16 protein-coding genes and 1 pseudogene are annotated in these 14,528 nt (G+C 69.7%); 14 read left to right on the top strand and 3 right to left on the bottom strand.

Annotated features, from left to right (window positions below):
- From rplX to K3N28_RS21550, 9 genes and pseudogenes are all read left to right on the top strand, one after another.
- Nucleotides 1-315: a 50S ribosomal protein L24 gene (rplX, locus tag K3N28_RS21590; protein ID WP_228094833.1), complete on the top strand. Its 315-nt coding sequence runs from the start codon at nucleotides 1-3 to the stop codon at nucleotides 313-315.
- On the top strand, nucleotides 315-890 hold the full coding sequence (gene rplE, locus K3N28_RS21585) for a 50S ribosomal protein L5 (protein ID WP_228094832.1): 576 nt from the start codon (nucleotides 315-317) through the stop codon (nucleotides 888-890). Before rplX ends, rplE begins: the two co-directional genes overlap by 1 nt.
- Nucleotides 883-1,068, top strand: a complete 186-nt coding sequence (locus K3N28_RS21580; RefSeq protein ID WP_136536817.1) for a type Z 30S ribosomal protein S14 — start codon at nucleotides 883-885, stop codon at nucleotides 1,066-1,068. The genes rplE and K3N28_RS21580 overlap by 8 nt, the downstream gene beginning before the upstream one ends.
- Before the next feature lie 110 nt (nucleotides 1,069-1,178).
- Nucleotides 1,179-1,586 carry a 30S ribosomal protein S8 gene (gene rpsH, locus K3N28_RS21575; RefSeq protein WP_228094831.1) on the top strand — a complete coding sequence of 136 codons (408 nt, stop codon included), beginning with the start codon at nucleotides 1,179-1,181 and terminating at the stop codon, nucleotides 1,584-1,586.
- A gap of 15 nt (nucleotides 1,587-1,601) precedes the next feature.
- Nucleotides 1,602-2,141, top strand: coding sequence for a 50S ribosomal protein L6 (rplF, locus tag K3N28_RS21570; protein ID WP_228094830.1), 540 nt, complete (start codon nucleotides 1,602-1,604; stop codon nucleotides 2,139-2,141).
- Nucleotides 2,141-2,536 carry a 50S ribosomal protein L18 gene (gene rplR, locus K3N28_RS21565; protein ID WP_228094829.1) on the top strand — a complete coding sequence of 132 codons (396 nt, stop codon included), beginning with the start codon at nucleotides 2,141-2,143 and terminating at the stop codon, nucleotides 2,534-2,536. The genes rplF and rplR overlap by 1 nt, the downstream gene beginning before the upstream one ends.
- Before the next feature lie 156 nt (nucleotides 2,537-2,692).
- Entirely contained in the window at nucleotides 2,693-4,504 is a 1,812-nt protein-coding gene (locus tag K3N28_RS21560; RefSeq protein WP_228094828.1) for a glycoside hydrolase family 3 protein, read from the top strand.
- Between the two features lie 277 nt (nucleotides 4,505-4,781).
- Nucleotides 4,782-5,426: pseudogene (locus K3N28_RS21555) on the top strand (GH25 family lysozyme); the annotation flags it as partial.
- Nucleotides 5,427-5,485: 59 nt separating this feature from the next.
- The gene (locus K3N28_RS21550) at nucleotides 5,486-6,151 is read left to right on the top strand and encodes a peptidoglycan recognition family protein (RefSeq protein ID WP_228094826.1); all 666 of its coding nucleotides are present in this window, start codon (nucleotides 5,486-5,488) and stop codon (nucleotides 6,149-6,151) included.
- 52 nt (nucleotides 6,152-6,203) lie between these two features.
- Here K3N28_RS21550 and K3N28_RS21545 read toward each other — a convergent pair whose 3' ends face one another.
- Entirely contained in the window at nucleotides 6,204-7,085 is an 882-nt protein-coding gene (locus K3N28_RS21545) for a MurR/RpiR family transcriptional regulator (protein WP_228094825.1), read from the bottom strand.
- A gap of 102 nt (nucleotides 7,086-7,187) precedes the next feature.
- Between K3N28_RS21545 and murQ the strand changes: the two genes are divergently transcribed.
- On the top strand, nucleotides 7,188-8,114 hold the full coding sequence (gene murQ, locus K3N28_RS21540; protein WP_228094824.1) for an N-acetylmuramic acid 6-phosphate etherase: 927 nt from the start codon (nucleotides 7,188-7,190) through the stop codon (nucleotides 8,112-8,114).
- A gap of 387 nt (nucleotides 8,115-8,501) precedes the next feature.
- Here murQ and K3N28_RS21535 read toward each other — a convergent pair whose 3' ends face one another.
- Nucleotides 8,502-9,455, bottom strand: coding sequence for an N-acetylglucosamine kinase (locus K3N28_RS21535; RefSeq protein ID WP_228094823.1), 954 nt, complete (start codon nucleotides 9,453-9,455; stop codon nucleotides 8,502-8,504).
- Between the two features lie 136 nt (nucleotides 9,456-9,591).
- On the opposite strand from K3N28_RS21535, the gene K3N28_RS21530 reads away from it, so the two are divergent.
- The 4 genes from K3N28_RS21530 to K3N28_RS21515 are packed head-to-tail and all read left to right on the top strand — an operon-like array spanning nucleotide 9,592 to nucleotide 13,899.
- Nucleotides 9,592-10,557, top strand: a complete 966-nt coding sequence (locus K3N28_RS21530; protein ID WP_228094822.1) for a MurR/RpiR family transcriptional regulator — start codon at nucleotides 9,592-9,594, stop codon at nucleotides 10,555-10,557.
- 59 nt (nucleotides 10,558-10,616) lie between these two features.
- On the top strand, nucleotides 10,617-12,023 hold the full coding sequence (ngcE, locus tag K3N28_RS21525; RefSeq protein ID WP_228094821.1) for an N-acetylglucosamine/diacetylchitobiose ABC transporter substrate-binding protein: 1,407 nt from the start codon (nucleotides 10,617-10,619) through the stop codon (nucleotides 12,021-12,023).
- 32 nt (nucleotides 12,024-12,055) lie between these two features.
- Nucleotides 12,056-12,979, top strand: a complete 924-nt coding sequence (locus K3N28_RS21520; RefSeq protein ID WP_228094820.1) for a carbohydrate ABC transporter permease — start codon at nucleotides 12,056-12,058, stop codon at nucleotides 12,977-12,979.
- Nucleotides 12,980-12,987: 8 nt separating this feature from the next.
- Nucleotides 12,988-13,899 (top strand): carbohydrate ABC transporter permease, encoded by a 912-nt coding sequence (locus K3N28_RS21515; protein ID WP_228094819.1) that lies wholly within the window; start codon nucleotides 12,988-12,990, stop codon nucleotides 13,897-13,899.
- Nucleotides 13,900-14,314: 415 nt separating this feature from the next.
- Here K3N28_RS21515 and K3N28_RS21510 read toward each other — a convergent pair.
- The coding region (locus tag K3N28_RS21510) for a hypothetical protein (protein ID WP_228094818.1) at nucleotides 14,315-14,528 on the bottom strand (214 nt) is incomplete at its 5' end.

The following is a 14,528-nucleotide window of genomic DNA, read 5'->3' as shown; positions in this document are numbered from 1 at the left end:
ATGAAGATCAAGAAGGGCGACCGAGTCCGCGTCATCGCAGGCAAAGACAAGGGTGCCGAGGGCCTGGTGCTGGAGGCGTACCCCGACCGCGAGCGCGTGCTCGTCGAGGGCGTCAACCGCATCACCAAGCACATCAAGGCCGGGCAGACCGCTCGTGGCTCGAAGACCGGTGGCATCGTGGTCCAGGAGGCCGCGATCCACGTCTCGAACGTGATGGTCCTCGACGCCGACAACCAGCCCACTCGCGTGGGTTACCGGTTCGGCGACGACGGCCGCAAGGTCCGTGTTTCGAAGCGGACGGGTAAGGACCTGTAATGACTGACGTTGCAGAGAAGGTCCAGCCGCGCCTGAAGGAGACCTACCGCTCCGAGATCAGGCCCGCGCTGCAGGAACAGTTCAAGTACAAGAACATCCACCAGATCCCCGGTCTGACGAAGATCGTGGTCAACATGGGTGTGGGCGAGGCCGCTCGCGACTCCAAGCTCATCAACGGTGCGCTGGAGGACCTGACCACGATCACGGGGCAGAAGCCGCTCGTGCGTCGGGCCAAGAAGTCGATCGCGCAGTTCAAGCTGCGCGAGGGCCAGGCGATCGGCGCGAAGGTCACCCTTCGCGGCGACCGCATGTGGGAGTTCCTCGACCGCCTCCTGGCGATCGCGCTGCCGCGCATCCGCGACTTCCGCGGGCTCTCGGACCAGCAGTTCGACGGCAACGGGAACTACACCTTCGGTCTCACCGAGCAGAGCGTGTTCCCCGAGATCGACCAGGACAAGATCGACCGGGTTCGTGGTATGGACATCACCTTGGTGACCACCGCGAAGACCGACGACGAAGGCCGGGCGTTCCTGAAGCTGCTCGGCTTCCCGTTCAAGGAGAACGACAATGGCTAAGAAAGCCCTCATCGCGAAGGCCAAGCGGAAGCCGAAGTTCGCCGTGCGCGCCTACACCCGCTGCCAGAAGTGCGGCCGGCCGAAGGCCGTCTACCGCAAGTTCGGCCTGTGCCGGATCTGCGTGCGCGACATGGCCCACGCGGGTGAACTTCCCGGCGTCCACAAGGCTTCCTGGTAACCCCAGGCTTACGGTCCGGCTCCGCCGGCCGATAACCCTGTCGATCGCCACAGGCCCTGCGGCTGCGAAGCAGCTGCAGGGAACCGGGGTGAGAAAGGTAAACAACGCTAATGACAATGACCGACCCGATCGCAGACATGCTGACCCGTCTGCGGAACGCCAACCAGGCCTACCACGACCAGCTCGTGATGCCGCACTCCAAGATGAAGGCCTCCATCGCGGAGGTCCTCAAGCAGGAGGGCTACATCGCCGAGTGGCGCGTCGAGGAGCCTGAAGAAGGCAAAGTCGGCAAGACCCTGGTCATCGACCTGAAGTTCGGCGAGCGCCGCGAGCGGTCCCTGGCGGGCCTGCGCCGCGTCTCGAAGCCGGGCCTCCGGGTCTACGCCAAGTCCACTGAGCTGCCGCGCGTCCTCGGCGGCCTGGGTGTGGCCATCGTGTCCACCTCCCAGGGCCTGCTGACCGACCGTCAGGCTCGCAAGCGCGGCGTTGGCGGCGAAGTCATCGCCTACGTCTGGTAGCAGGAGGGTATAAGCATGTCCCGCATTGGGAAGCAGCCGATTCTGGTGCCCTCCGGCGTCGACGTCAAGATCGATGGCGCGACGGTGACCGTGAAGGGCCCCAAGGGCCAGCTCAGCACTGAGCTGCCCGAGCCGATCGGCATCGAGAAGCACGAAGACGGGTCGATCTCGGTCACCCGCCCCAACGACGAGCGCAAGTCCCGGGCCCTGCACGGCCTGGCCCGCAGCCTCGTCAACAACATGGTCGTCGGCGTCTCGGAGGGCTACAAGAAGTCCCTCGAGATCAACGGCACCGGTTACCGGGCCGTCGCCAAGGGCAAGGGCGTGGAGATGAGCCTCGGCTTCTCCCACACCATCCAGGTCGACGCCCCGGAGGGTATCTCGTTCACGGTCGAGAAGCCGACCCTGCTGCACGTCGAGGGCATCGACAAGCAGCTCGTCGGTCAGGTCGCGTCGAACATCCGCCGACTGCGTCCGCCGGAACCCTACAAGGGCAAGGGCGTGAAGTACGTCGACGAGCGTATCCGCCGCAAGGCCGGGAAGGCAGGTAAGTAATGGCGAGCAAACTCGAAAACCGCCGCCCGTCCGGGTCGGTGTCCGAGCGCCGCCGGATCGGCAAGAACCGGCGTCACTTCCGTGGCCGCAAGAAGATCACCGGCACGGCCGCCCAGCCGCGTCTGGCGGTCTTCCGTTCTTCGAAGCACATCGTGGCCCAGGTCATCGACGACGTGAAGGGCCACACGCTGGCCGCCGCGTCGACGGTGGAGCCCGAGCTGCGCGCCTTCGAGGGCGACAAGACCGCCAAGGCCAAGGAGATCGGTCGGCTCATCGCCGAGCGCGCCAAGGCCGCCGGCGTCGAGGCCGTGGTCTTCGACCGCGGCGGTGTCAAGTACCACGGCCGTGTCGCGGCCCTGGCCGACGCCGCCCGTGACAACGGCCTGAAGTTCTAGTCCGCCGGCGCTTCGGCACGTCGTAACGCCGGGGAGGAGCATCCGCTCCTCCCCGGCTTTCGTCGTCTCCGGGCCCGTTCGCGGCCTTCGGGTGACGGGGGCGGCATCGCCCGGGTCGGTGTCGCGCGCCGCCGGGGCGTGGGTCAGGATGGGCGGGTGCGTTCCCCGAAGCTCTCCCGCAAGTCCGTGCTCGTCACCAGTGTCGCCGGGGCCGTCGCGGCCGTCGGCGGCGGCGCCGTGATCGCCGGGGCCGCCGCCCGGCGAGGCGGCGGCGACGCGCCGGGGGACGCGGTGGACGAGACGACCGAGGCCGCGCCCGACTGGGTCGAGACGCAGCTGGCGTCGATGTCCCTGGAGGACAAGGTCGGCCAGCTGTTCATGGTGTACGTGCACGGCGAGAGCGCCGACACCGACCAGTCCGAGGCGGTGGCCTCCAACCGCGAGCGCCTCGGCGCCGACAACGGCGCCGCGTTCGTGGCCGCGTACAAGCCCGGCGGGATCATCTACTTCGACTGGGCCAACGGCCTGACCGATCCCGGGCAGATCGCGGCGCTCTCCAACGGCCTGCAGGAGGCCGCCGGCGACGTCCCGCTGCTCATCGCGACCGACCAGGAGTACGGCTCGGTGGTCCGCATCGGCGAGCCGGCCACGCAGTTCCCCGGGGCGATGCCGCTGGGCGCGACCCGCGACCTCGAGGCGGCGCACGAGGCCGCGCAGATCGCGGGCGCCGAACTGCGGGCGATGGGCCTGAACCAGAACTTCGCACCCGACGCGGACGTGAACGTGGACCCCGCGAACCCGGTGATCGGGGTGCGGTCCTTCGGGTCCGACTCGGCGCTCGTCGCGGAGTTCACGACGGCCCAGGTCGGCGGCTACCAGGCCGGGGGAGTGGCGGTGTCCGCCAAGCACTTCCCGGGCCACGGCGACACCGGGACCGACAGCCACGTGGGCCTGCCGGTCATCACCCACACCACCGAGGAGTGGGAGCGGATCGACGCCCCGCCGTTCGTCGCGGCGATCGCGGCCGGGGCCGACATGGTCATGTCGGCCCATATCCAGTTCCCCGCCTTGGACGACTCGCTCAAGCCGGCGACGCTCTCGGAGCCGATCCTCACCGGGCTGCTGCGCGACCGGCTCGGGTTCGACGGCGTGATCGTCACCGACGCCCTCGACATGCAGGGGGTCCGCACCGAGTACGGCGACGAGCGGGTGCCCGTGCTGGCGCTCCTGGCCGGGGCCGACCTGCTGCTCATGCCGCCGGACTTCCCGCTCGCGTACGAGGCGGTGCTCGCCGCGGTCGCGGCGGGGGAGCTGACCGAGGAGCGCATCGACGCCTCAGTGCGCCGCCTCCTCGCGCTCAAGCACGCTCGCGGCATCCCCGAGGCCCCGATGGTCGACGCGTCCGCCGCCGCGGACGCGGTCGGCACCGCCGAGCACCTCGCGGTGGCCGCCGACATCGCCGAGCGCTCCATCACGCTGCTCGCCAACGACGGCACGCTCCCGTTCGCGGGCGGCTCGGTGCTCGTCACCGGTTGGGGCGAGAACACTACTGCGCGGCTCACCGAATCCCTTGCGGGCCTGGGCGTCCAAGCCGAAGCGCTCGTCACCGGGGAGGCTCCGGACGCCGCGGCGATCGCGTCGGCCGTCGCCGCCGCCGAGGGCCGGGACCTCGTGGTGGTCACGACCTTCAACGTCGCCTCCGGTTCCGCTCAGGCGGACCTGGTCGCCGCGCTCATGGATGCCGGCGTCCCGGTGGTCGCCGCCGCCGTCGGCACGCCCTACGACGCCGCGGGGCTGCCCGCGGTCAACGCCTCACTGGCGTCCTATTCGTACACCGCGCCCTCGCTCGCGGCCCTGGCCAAGGTGATCACGGGCGCGCTCGATCCGAGCGGGATGCTGCCGGTGGACGTCCTGTCCGAGTCCGGCGAGGTGTCGTACGCCTTGGGCCACGGCCTGCACTACGCGTAATCGTTCACTCGCCCTTCGCGGAAAATTACTTTCACACGCTTGACTCTTTGTGAAGATTGTCTTCATACTGGGGTCCGGTGCGATACCGCGCACCTCCCCCCAAAAGGCGGATCCCCTGACAACAAGGGAGTCTCGTGTGAAACTCTTCCCGACCCATCGAAACCGACCCCGCGGCACCGCGCGGCGCGGCCTGCGCGCCGCGTTCGTCCTCTTCGCCGCGAGCATCCTCACGTTCGCCGGACTCGCGGTCGCGAGCCCGGCCCAGGCGCAGACCCGCATCGCGGGCATCGACGTCTCGCACTACCAGGGCTCGATCAACTGGACCTCGGTCAGGAACTCCGGCGTCGAGTGGGCCTACATCAAGGCCACCGAGGGCACCAGCTACAAGGACCCACGGTTCAACACCAACTACGTGGCCGCCTACCACGCGGGCGTGATCCGCGGGGCGTACCACTTCGCCCGCCCGGGCAGCTCCAGCGGCGCGGTGCAGGCGAACTACTTCGCCAGCAACGGCGGCGCGTGGTCGGCCGACAACCGCACCCTCCCGGGCGCGCTCGACCTGGAGGCCCCGCCCTCGGGCGCGGCCTGCTACGGCCTGTCGACGACCCAGATGCGCAACTGGATCACCGACTTCTACAACACGTACAAGGCCAGGACCGGACGCGACGTGGTCATCTACACGACCGCCTCGTGGTGGAACTCCTGCACCGGCTCGTGGACCGGCATGGCCTCCAAGAGCCCGCTGTGGATCGCGCACTGGGGCGTCTCGGCGCCCTCGCTGCCGGCCGGCTGGAACAACACGACCTGGACGTTCTGGCAGTACACCGCCACCGGTCGGGTCTCGGGCATCTCCGGCGACGTCGACCGCGACTACTTCAACGGTTCGCGCTCCCGACTGCTGGCGCTCGCGAACAACACCTAGCACGCCAGGGGGCGGGCCGGCCCCGATCGGACCGGCCCGCCCCGTCTCCGGAGGCAGCCATGAACGCAGACCACCGCCGCATCGGGCGCCGGATCCTCCTGAGGACCGGCGCGGCCGGGCTCCTCGGAGCCGCCGGCGTCGCCGCGACCGCGAGCGCCGCGAGCGCCGCCGCGGTCGAACCCGACATCGACTCGACCACCGTGTGGGGCGCGCGGCGTCCCAACGGCACCAACCCCGTCATCACAGGCCGTCCGAACAAGCTGATCGTGCACCACACGGTCGCGCCGAACACCGCCGACTTCTCGCGCGAGCAGGCGCATCGCCACGCGCGGTGGGTCCAGAACCTGCACATGGACGACAACGGCTGGCGCGACAGCGGCTACAACTTCATCGTGAGCCGCGGCGGGTGGATCACCGAGGGCGCCACCGGGAGCCTGCCGGCGCTCCACCACGGCGGCCGCTTCGTCCAGGGCATCCACACCGCCGGGCAGAACACGCAGTCGATTGGGATCGCGAACGAGGGCGCCTATCACGACGGCGCGGTGCCGACCGCCGCGCAGTGGGAGACGCTGGTGACCCTGTGCGCCTTCGCGTGCGAGCAGTACGGGATCCCCTCGACCCAGATCTACGGGCACAAGGACTTCGGATCCACGCTGTGCCCGGGGATCTTCCATGATCGGCTGCCCCGGCTGCGCCGGGAAGTCGAGGCCGCCCGCGGCAGGTAGGCGGCACGAGCCGGTCGCGCGCGGCGCCGAGGACCGTCGCGCGCGACCGCTTTCAGGCCCGCTGGCGGCCCGAGACCGCCGCCGCGGTCGCGGCCAGGGCCTTCGCGGTCCGCTTGCGCTGCTTGGCCGCCACGCCCACGAAGAGGCAGTCGACGACCATCAGCTGCGCGATGCGGCTCACGGTGGCACCCGAGCGGAACGTCGTCTCGCGGGCCGCGGTCGTCAGCACCAGGTCCGCGACGTTCGCCAGCGGCGAGCGGGCGTGGTTCGTGATCGCGATCGTCGTCGCCTCGCGGTCCCGGGCGGACTCCAGGAACTCGACGGTCTCCGTCGTCGCGCCCGAGTGCGAGATCGCCAGGGCCACGTCCTTCGGGCTCGCCAGCGCCGTCGCGACCAGCGCGGAGTGGACGTCGGGCCACGCGAACGCGGTGCACCCGATGCGGTGCAGCTTCTTCACCAGGTCCGAGGCCACGATCCCGGAGGCCTCCACGCCGAACACGTCGACGCGGCCCGCGTTCGCGAGAGCCGCCACGGCGGCCTCGCAGGCGGCCGTGTCGAGCGCGTCGGCGGTGTCGGTGATCGCCCCCACGTCGGCGTAGCTCACTGTGGCGATGATGCGCGACATGTCCGCGCCCGAGGGGATGTCCCCGCCCGCGATCTCGCGGTCGGGCCCCTCGCCGGTGCCGATGACGGCCTGCGCGGCACGCATCCGCAGCTCACGGTGCCCCGCGAGGCCCAGGGACCGGCAGAAGCGCACGACCGTGGCCTCCGAGGTCCCCGCGGCGTGCGCGAGTTCGGTGATGGTACGCGTCGAGGCGGCCTCGGGTTCGCGGATGATCTCCTGGGCGACCTTGGTCTCCGCCTTCGACAGCGAAGGCAGGACGGACTTGATGAGCACCAGGAGGTTGGGCGTGTCGGCGCGACTGGCAGGCATGACGACACGGTACACCCGTCACGGCCCGTGCACGGTACGGCGTGATTCTTCAAGCACTCCCGAGGCGATGAAATTTTACTTCATTGCGCTACGCTCGCAACTGTGAGTGAGACGACCGAGCGCCTGGAGGCGCGCACCCATTTGGCAACGCTGGCGACCGAGCAGGCCGACCCCCGTTACGCGGGCATCGAGACCCTCTCGACCCTGGACCTGGCGCGCACCATGAACGACGCGGACGCGAGCGTCCCGACCGCGGTCGCCGCGGTGCTCCCGCAGGTCGCCGCCGCGATCGACGCCGTGGCCGAGCGCCTCGCGCGGGGCGGGCGCCTGCGGTACGTGGGGGCCGGCACCGCCGGGCGGATGGCGGTGATGGACGCGGCCGAATGCCCGCCGACGTTCTCCACGGACCCGGAGCTGGTGAAGGCCATTCTGGCGGGCGGCAAGGCGGCCGAGGGCGGCGCCGTGGAAGGCACCGAGGACGACGCGGCGGCCGGCATCGCGGCGATCGCCGCCGACGGGATCGGGCCGGACGACGCGGTGGTCGGGCTCGCGGCGAGCGGGCGGACGCCGTTCGTGGTCGCGGCGGTCAAAGAGGCCCGGCGGCGCGGGGCGCTCACGGTCGGACTCTCCTGCAACACCGGGACGCTGCTCTCGGAGGCGGCCGAGCACCGCATCGAGGTCGAGGTGGGGCCCGAGGTGGTGGCCGGCTCGACGCGGTTGAAGTCGGGGACGGCGCAGAAGTTCGTGCTCAACATGATCTCGACGATCAGCATGGTGCGCCTGGGCAAGATCTACCGGAACTACATGGTCGACATGCGGGTCGCGAACTCGAAGCTGGCCGCGCGGGCGGTGCGGATGATCCGCGAGATCACCGGCGCGGACGCGGAGGAGGCCGAGGCGGCGCTGACCGCGTCGGGCAACCACGTGAAGACCGCGGTGGTCATGATCGAGCTGGGCGTGGACGCGACTGAAGCGGGGAAGCGCCTGGAGCAGGCGGAAGGCCGCCTGGCGGCCGCATTGCAGGTGTGAGCGGACGGCGGGCACGCTGAAGCGGTCCGGAGCCGAGCGGCGCCCGCGGTTCCAGCGTGCCCGGTGGAGGCGGCGCTGATCTGCGGCGAGGCCGCCGGTCGCGTTTCGGCGAGGGAGCGGCGGCGTGCCTGGGCTCGGCAGAGGTGTGCGGGCGATTCGTGCGGCCCTCGGTTCGAGCGTGCCCGGTGGAGGCGGCACCGACTTGCGTCGAAGAGCCGAATCGCCTCGGCGCGGCAGCAGCAGCGGCGCTCGGGCCAGGGAAGACGCGAAGGCGATTCGCCGAGCCTCCGGTACAAGCGAATCCCGCAGGCACGGCGAACGAAACGGCACGGGCGCTTTCGGCGCCCGTGCCGTCATGCTGTGCGTCTCGTTAGTCCCGCGTCCGGTTCAACGCCAGGCGAGCTGGCGGTGGAGCCGAGCCTTCGCCTCTTGGTCGGTCACGAAGGCGCTGGCGGCCATCCAGGCCGCACCGATCGCAGGGTCGGTGGCCTTGCTGATGCCGGCCTTCGGGTACACCAGGCGGAACCGCTCCTGCAGCAGCGCGGCGATCGGCGTCGGCCTCGTCAGCAGGCTCCCTGCCATCACGATCGGCAGCTCCCGGTCCACCACGTACGACACCGATTCCGCCAGATGGCCGACGGCCCTCGCCACGATCGACTCGGCCACCGGGTCGCCGCCGTCCGCGGCCTCGCACACCAGCGCCGCGAAGCGCGCGAGCCGCACCGGCGGATCCGCCATGCACTTCGCCACGATCGCCCCTGAACGCCGGTGCTCCGGCGCGATCGCCGTGACGATGGCCTCCACGAGCCGCCCGCCCGGGCCGTTGCCGTCGATGTGCCGCAGCGCCGCCCGCACGGCCTCGCGCCCGAGCCAGAAGCCCGAGCCCGCGTCGCCGAAGAGCCACCCGTAACCGTCCGAGCGCAGCGCCGGGGTCCGGTCGCGGACCGCGAACGCCACCGCGCCGGTGCCCGAGACCACGACGGTCCCGTCGGGCGCCGACGACCCGGCCGCGAACGCGATCACCGCGTCCGAGACGACCTGGACCTCGCAGTCGGTCGCGAAGCGCCGCTTGAGGTCCGCCGACACCTCGCGCACTTCCTCGGTCAGCGACAGCGCTCCCGCCGTGCCGACGCAGACCGCGTCGATCTCCGTCGGGTCGATGCCGCCGAGGGCCCGTTGGAACGCCAAAGCCATATTGGACAGTGCGATCTCCCGATCACCGCCGACCGGATTGGCCGGGCCGGACGCTCCGGTCCCGAGCACCGCGCCGCTCTCATCGATGAGGACGGCGCGGCTGCTGGTCCCGCCGGCATCGAGGCCGACGGCGAGTCTTGCGTGCATGTGGGGGTCCCCGCTCCTTGCGTTACCGGCAGTATCCGTCCTTGCTGCGAACCAGTAAAAAAAATTCTCATGAACTTGACATGAGTGTGTCATAGGTAATAGTTTTTCTTGCATCCACCTCCCGAAGGGGTCGCCCATGGACCGCACCCGCCCCGTTCTCGGCGCGCAGTCGTCGCCGAGACCGACCGACGCGGCCAACGCGCCCGCCAAAGCCGGCGTGCTCGAACGCATCCGCATGGGCGCGAGCGAACTCTCCGAAGCCATGTCGAAAGTGGCCGACCAAGTGCTCGTCGACCCCGAAGCGGCGGCGCGGGCCACGATCATGGACCTCGCCGAACTCTCCGGTACCTCCCCAGGAACCATCACACGATTCTGCCGTCATCTTGGATATGACGGTTACGCAGCCCTCAGGGTTGCAATCGCCACTGAAACCGGTCGTGCCTCCGCCCGCCGCGAGACCGGCTGGGACGTCAACATCGGCCGCGAGATCGCCCACTCCGACCCCCTCGACCGGGTCCTCAAGCAGCTCATCACCATCGACGCGGCCATGCTCCGCGACACCGTCGACACCCTCGACCTCGACGCCGTCGAGCAGGTCGCCGCCCGCGTCTCCGAGGCCCGCCGCGTCGACGTCTACGGCGTCGGCTCCAGCGCCATCGTCGCCCGCGAACTCCACATGGGCTTCTACCGCACCGGCATCGCCGCCTGGGCCTGGACCGAGGTCCACGACGCGCTCGCCAGCGCCGCCCTCCTCGGCGAAGGCGACGTCGCCATCGCCGCCTCCCTCTCGGGCACCACCGCGGAGGTCGTCGAGATGCTCACCGAGGCGGGGAGCCGCGGCGCCCTCACCGTCGCGATCACCGGCGTCGCCGACTCGCCCATCGCCGAGATCGTCGACCACTGCCTCGTCTCGGCCGCCACCCGCACCGGCAACCGCGCGGATCTGCTGGCCGGCAGGCACTCTCAGCTCCTGGTCGCCGACCTCGTCCACATCGCCGTCGCCCAGCGGCGCTTCCCCGAAGCCCGCGACGCCCTGGAATCGCGCGCCCAGGCCGTCGCCGGCCACCGGCCGACCCCCCAACCCCGAAACGGATCGAGCTGACCCGCTCACCGTCACCAGTGCGGTCCTGCCCAATCTGCTACCCCTTGAAGGAGCGACCCATGACGAACCCAACCGCAGATCGACACCCGATCTTCACCCGACGCAACCTGTTCGGCGCCACCGCAGCCGGACTCGCGGCGACCTCGCTGGGGGCCTGCGCCACCAGCGGCGGCGACGACGACGCCGAAGAGGTCACCGTCGGCGGCGACGCCGAGAACCCCTTCGAGGTCGACGGTTCGGCGCCCCTGGACGTCGTCATCTTCGACGGCGGCTTCGGCAACGAGTACGCCCTCGCCCACCAGGAGATCTACAACCGCTCCTTCCCGGACGCCGAGATCGAGCACCTCGCCACCCAGGCGATCGCCGAGACCCAGCAGCCGCGCTTCGCCGAAGGCAAGCCCTGCGACGTCCTCGACAACTCCGGGGCCCAGCAGATCCCGATGGACTCGCTCGTCAGCGACGGCGAGCTCGCCGAGCTCACCCCGCTCCTGGACGCGCCCTCCTACGACGACCCGGAGGTGACCGTCCGCGACACCCTGCGCGACGGCGTCCTCTCCATGGGCACCTTCAACGGCAAGGTCTACGCCCTCAACTACGTGTTCTCGGCGTGGACGGTCTGGTACGACGCGAAGCTCTTCCGCGACAAGGGCTGGACGCCGCCCGAGACCTGGGAGGAGATGCTGGCCCTGTGCCCGACCATCCAGGCCGAGGGCATCGCGCCGTGGACCTACGCCGGCCAGCACCCGGTGTACCTCTACGACCTGTTCCTCATCCTCGCGGGCCGCCACGGCGGCGTCGACGTCGTCAAGGCCATCGACCACCTCGAACCCGACGCGTGGCGCCACGAGTCGGTCGTGAAGGCCGCCGAGGCGCTGGCCGGCCTCCACACCGCCGGGTACATCCTCGAGGGCACGCCCGGCATCGACCACATCCAGTCGCAGACGGCCTTCAACGAGCGCCGAGCGGCGTTCCTGCCGTGCGGCTCGTGGCTCCCGAACGAGCAGAAGGGCATCGCCCCCGACGACTTCGAGTACGCCCCGATCGGCGTGCCCTACCTGGAGGGCTCGGTCCAGCCCGGCCTCATCAGCGCCGGCGGCGAGGAGCCGTTCGTCATCCCCAAGAACGCCTCGAACCTCGCGGGCGCCTACGAGTACCTGCGGATCATGCTCTCCCAAGAGGGCGCGCAGGTCTTCGGCGACACCGTCCAGGCGGCCACCGTGGTGAAGGGCGTCGAGCTCGACAACCCCGCCGCGAAGATGACCGACGCGCTCGTGTCCAACCCGGACGACCTCTTCCAGCCGCGGTTCCGCTTCTGGTACACGAAGATGAACGAGGAGGTCCGGCCCGCGCTCGGTGCGCTCCTGTCCGGCGACGCCACGCCCGAGGAGTTCATCGACCGGATGCAGACGGCGGCCGACGAGACCGCCGCGGACGACACCATCGAGAAGTTCCGGCACGAGGACTAGCCGCTCAACCGAGAGAGAGGAGGGCCTGGGCTGTGAAGCACGGCAGGTACCCGTTCGTCCTGAGTTTCCTGGCGCTGCCGGTGGGGCTCTACACCTGGCTGGTGGTGCTGCCGTTCGCCCAGGCCTTCCAGATCTCCCTCACGGACTGGTCGGGATCGAGCAACTCGTTCAACTACATCGGCTTCGACAACTACGTCAACCTGTTCAAGGACGAGCGCCTCGTCCTGCCCGCCCTGCGGCACACCGGGATCATCCTCGTGGTGCTGCCGGTCGTGACGATCGCGCTCGGTCTGTTCTTCGCGTTCATGCTCAACCTCGGCGGGCGGATGCGCCAGGGCCGCATCGAAGGCGTGCGCGGCGCCCGCTTCCACAAGGTCGTCTACTTCTTCCCGCAGGTCCTCTCGGTCGCGATCGTCGGCATCCTGTGGAAGCAGGTGTACGCCCCCGAGAACTTCGGCGGGCTCATCACCGGGGCGCTCACCGCGGTCGGACTCCCGGCCCCGGTCAACGGGTTCCTGTCCGACAAACGCTTCGTGCTCGCGGCGGTCATCGCCGTCCTCGTCTGGAGCGCCGTCGGCTTCTACATGGTGTTCTTCTCCTCGGCGATGGCCTCGATCCCGCGGGACCTCTACGAGGCGGCGATCATCGACGGCTCCGGGCGGATCCAGATGTTCTTCAAGATCACGCTGCCGCTCTTGTGGGACTCGGTCCAGACCGCCTGGATCTACCTCTCCATCATCGCCTTGGACGTGTTCGTCCTGATCTACATGATGACTCCCGAACGCGGCGGGCCCGACGCGGCGAGCGAAGTGGTCGGCGGCGTCATCTGGAAGTACGCGTTCAACCACGGCGAGCAGGCCTTCGCGTCGGCGCTCGGCGTGGTCCTGTTCTTCGCCGCGCTGACGCTGGCCGTCGTGTCGCTGCGGTTCGGCCGCCGCGAGCGGATCGAGTTCTGAGGAGCGACATGGCAACCGACACTCCTGCCAAGCCTGCCGCCGAGAGCGGTCCGAAGGCCCCCGCCCCCGCGCCCAAGCGTCCCCCGCACACCGAGGGCAACGCCCTCAACGTCTTCTCGCACGGCCTCCTGTGGGTGTGGGGGCTCATGGTCATCATCCCGGTGGCGTGGATCGTCCTGACCTCCTTCAAGACCACCCGCGAGATCGCCACCGACCCGCTCGGCCTGCCCGAGTCGTTCCAGTGGGAGAACTACGCGAACGCCTGGACCACCGGGAACATCGGCGGGTACTTCATCAACACCATCCAGGTGATGGCCTTCAGCGTCACCGGGACGATGCTGCTGGGCGCGATGGCGGCGTACGTGCTGGCCCGCTACGAGTTCTTCGGCAACCGCATCGTCTACTTCGGGTTCGCCGCGGGCATGATGTTCCCGGTGTTCCTGGCCCTGTTCCCGCTGTTCAAGACGCTGCAGAACGTGGCGCTGCTGAACACCTACCCGGGGCTCGTGCTCGTCTACATCGCCTACTCGCTGCCGTTCACGGTCTTCTTCCTGACCGCGTTCTTCCGAACGCTCCCGAGCGGGGTCGCCGAGGCGGCGGTCGTGGACGGCGCCGGGCACTACCGGCTGTTCTTCCAGGTGATGCTGCCGATGGCCAAGCCGGGCCTCATCGCCATCACGATCTTCAACATCATCGGACAATGGAACCAGTTCCTGCTGCCGCTGGTCCTCCTCAGCCGCAACCCCGAGGACGCCATGATCTCCCAGGGCCTGGCGAACCTCGCACTGCGCCAAGGCTATGAAGGCGACCCGGGCGCGCTCTTCGCGGGCACCGTGATGGCGATGCTGCCGATCTTCGTCGCCTACGTCGTCTTCCAGCGCCACATCCAGGCCGGTCTCACCGCGGGCGCCATCAAGTAGCACGCGGCTCCGTCGGGCAGGTGCGTCGGACTGGACGTCAATCGATCTGGCCGGCGGGCGAGGCGGTTCGGCTTGCCGGGTGGTGGACGGTCACCGTTCAGGCGGGCGGCGACAACGGGGCCTGTACTCCCGGGGGTTCGTTCTCGGCTTCCGGGTGGCTTTCGGTTGCGGTCTTCTGAGCGGCGGCAACGAGGTAGGGGTCGGCCCTGGTGGGTTCTTCGGCTTCCGGGGTGGCGGTGGTCGCGGTCCGAACAGGCAGCGACGAGAAGGGTTTGGTTCCCTGCCGGTTGGCGGTCGGCTTTCCGGCGCTCGGCTCTAGCTGTTGCCGCCAGCGGGCATGACGGAGGGCCCGATCCCCATGGGGATTCGGGCTGGAGGGCCGTGGTGATGTGCCTTCCGTTCCCCGTCCCAGTCGTCACCGGAACGGGCACGGTAAGAATGGTGGATCGCCCAGATCCATGGCGAGATCCGTTGTCTCAGTGCTTTGAGGTCCCGGAACCTCGGCCTCCGGCTGCTGAGCGAATCGTTCTCGGCATTTCGCTTTGGCGGCCCTGATCGCTGCTAGGCGCTTGGCTTGTTCGGCGGCTTCGGCACGAGCGTCCAAGTCGGGCTTCATCGTCTGGGTCCAT

It is taken from the genome of Glycomyces sp. TRM65418 (assembly GCF_019710475.1).
GTDB lineage: Bacteria > Actinomycetota > Actinomycetes > Mycobacteriales > Micromonosporaceae > Glycomyces.
The sequence above is the reverse complement of the archived record's forward strand: the minus strand, read 5'-3'. Positions and strand labels throughout refer to the sequence as shown.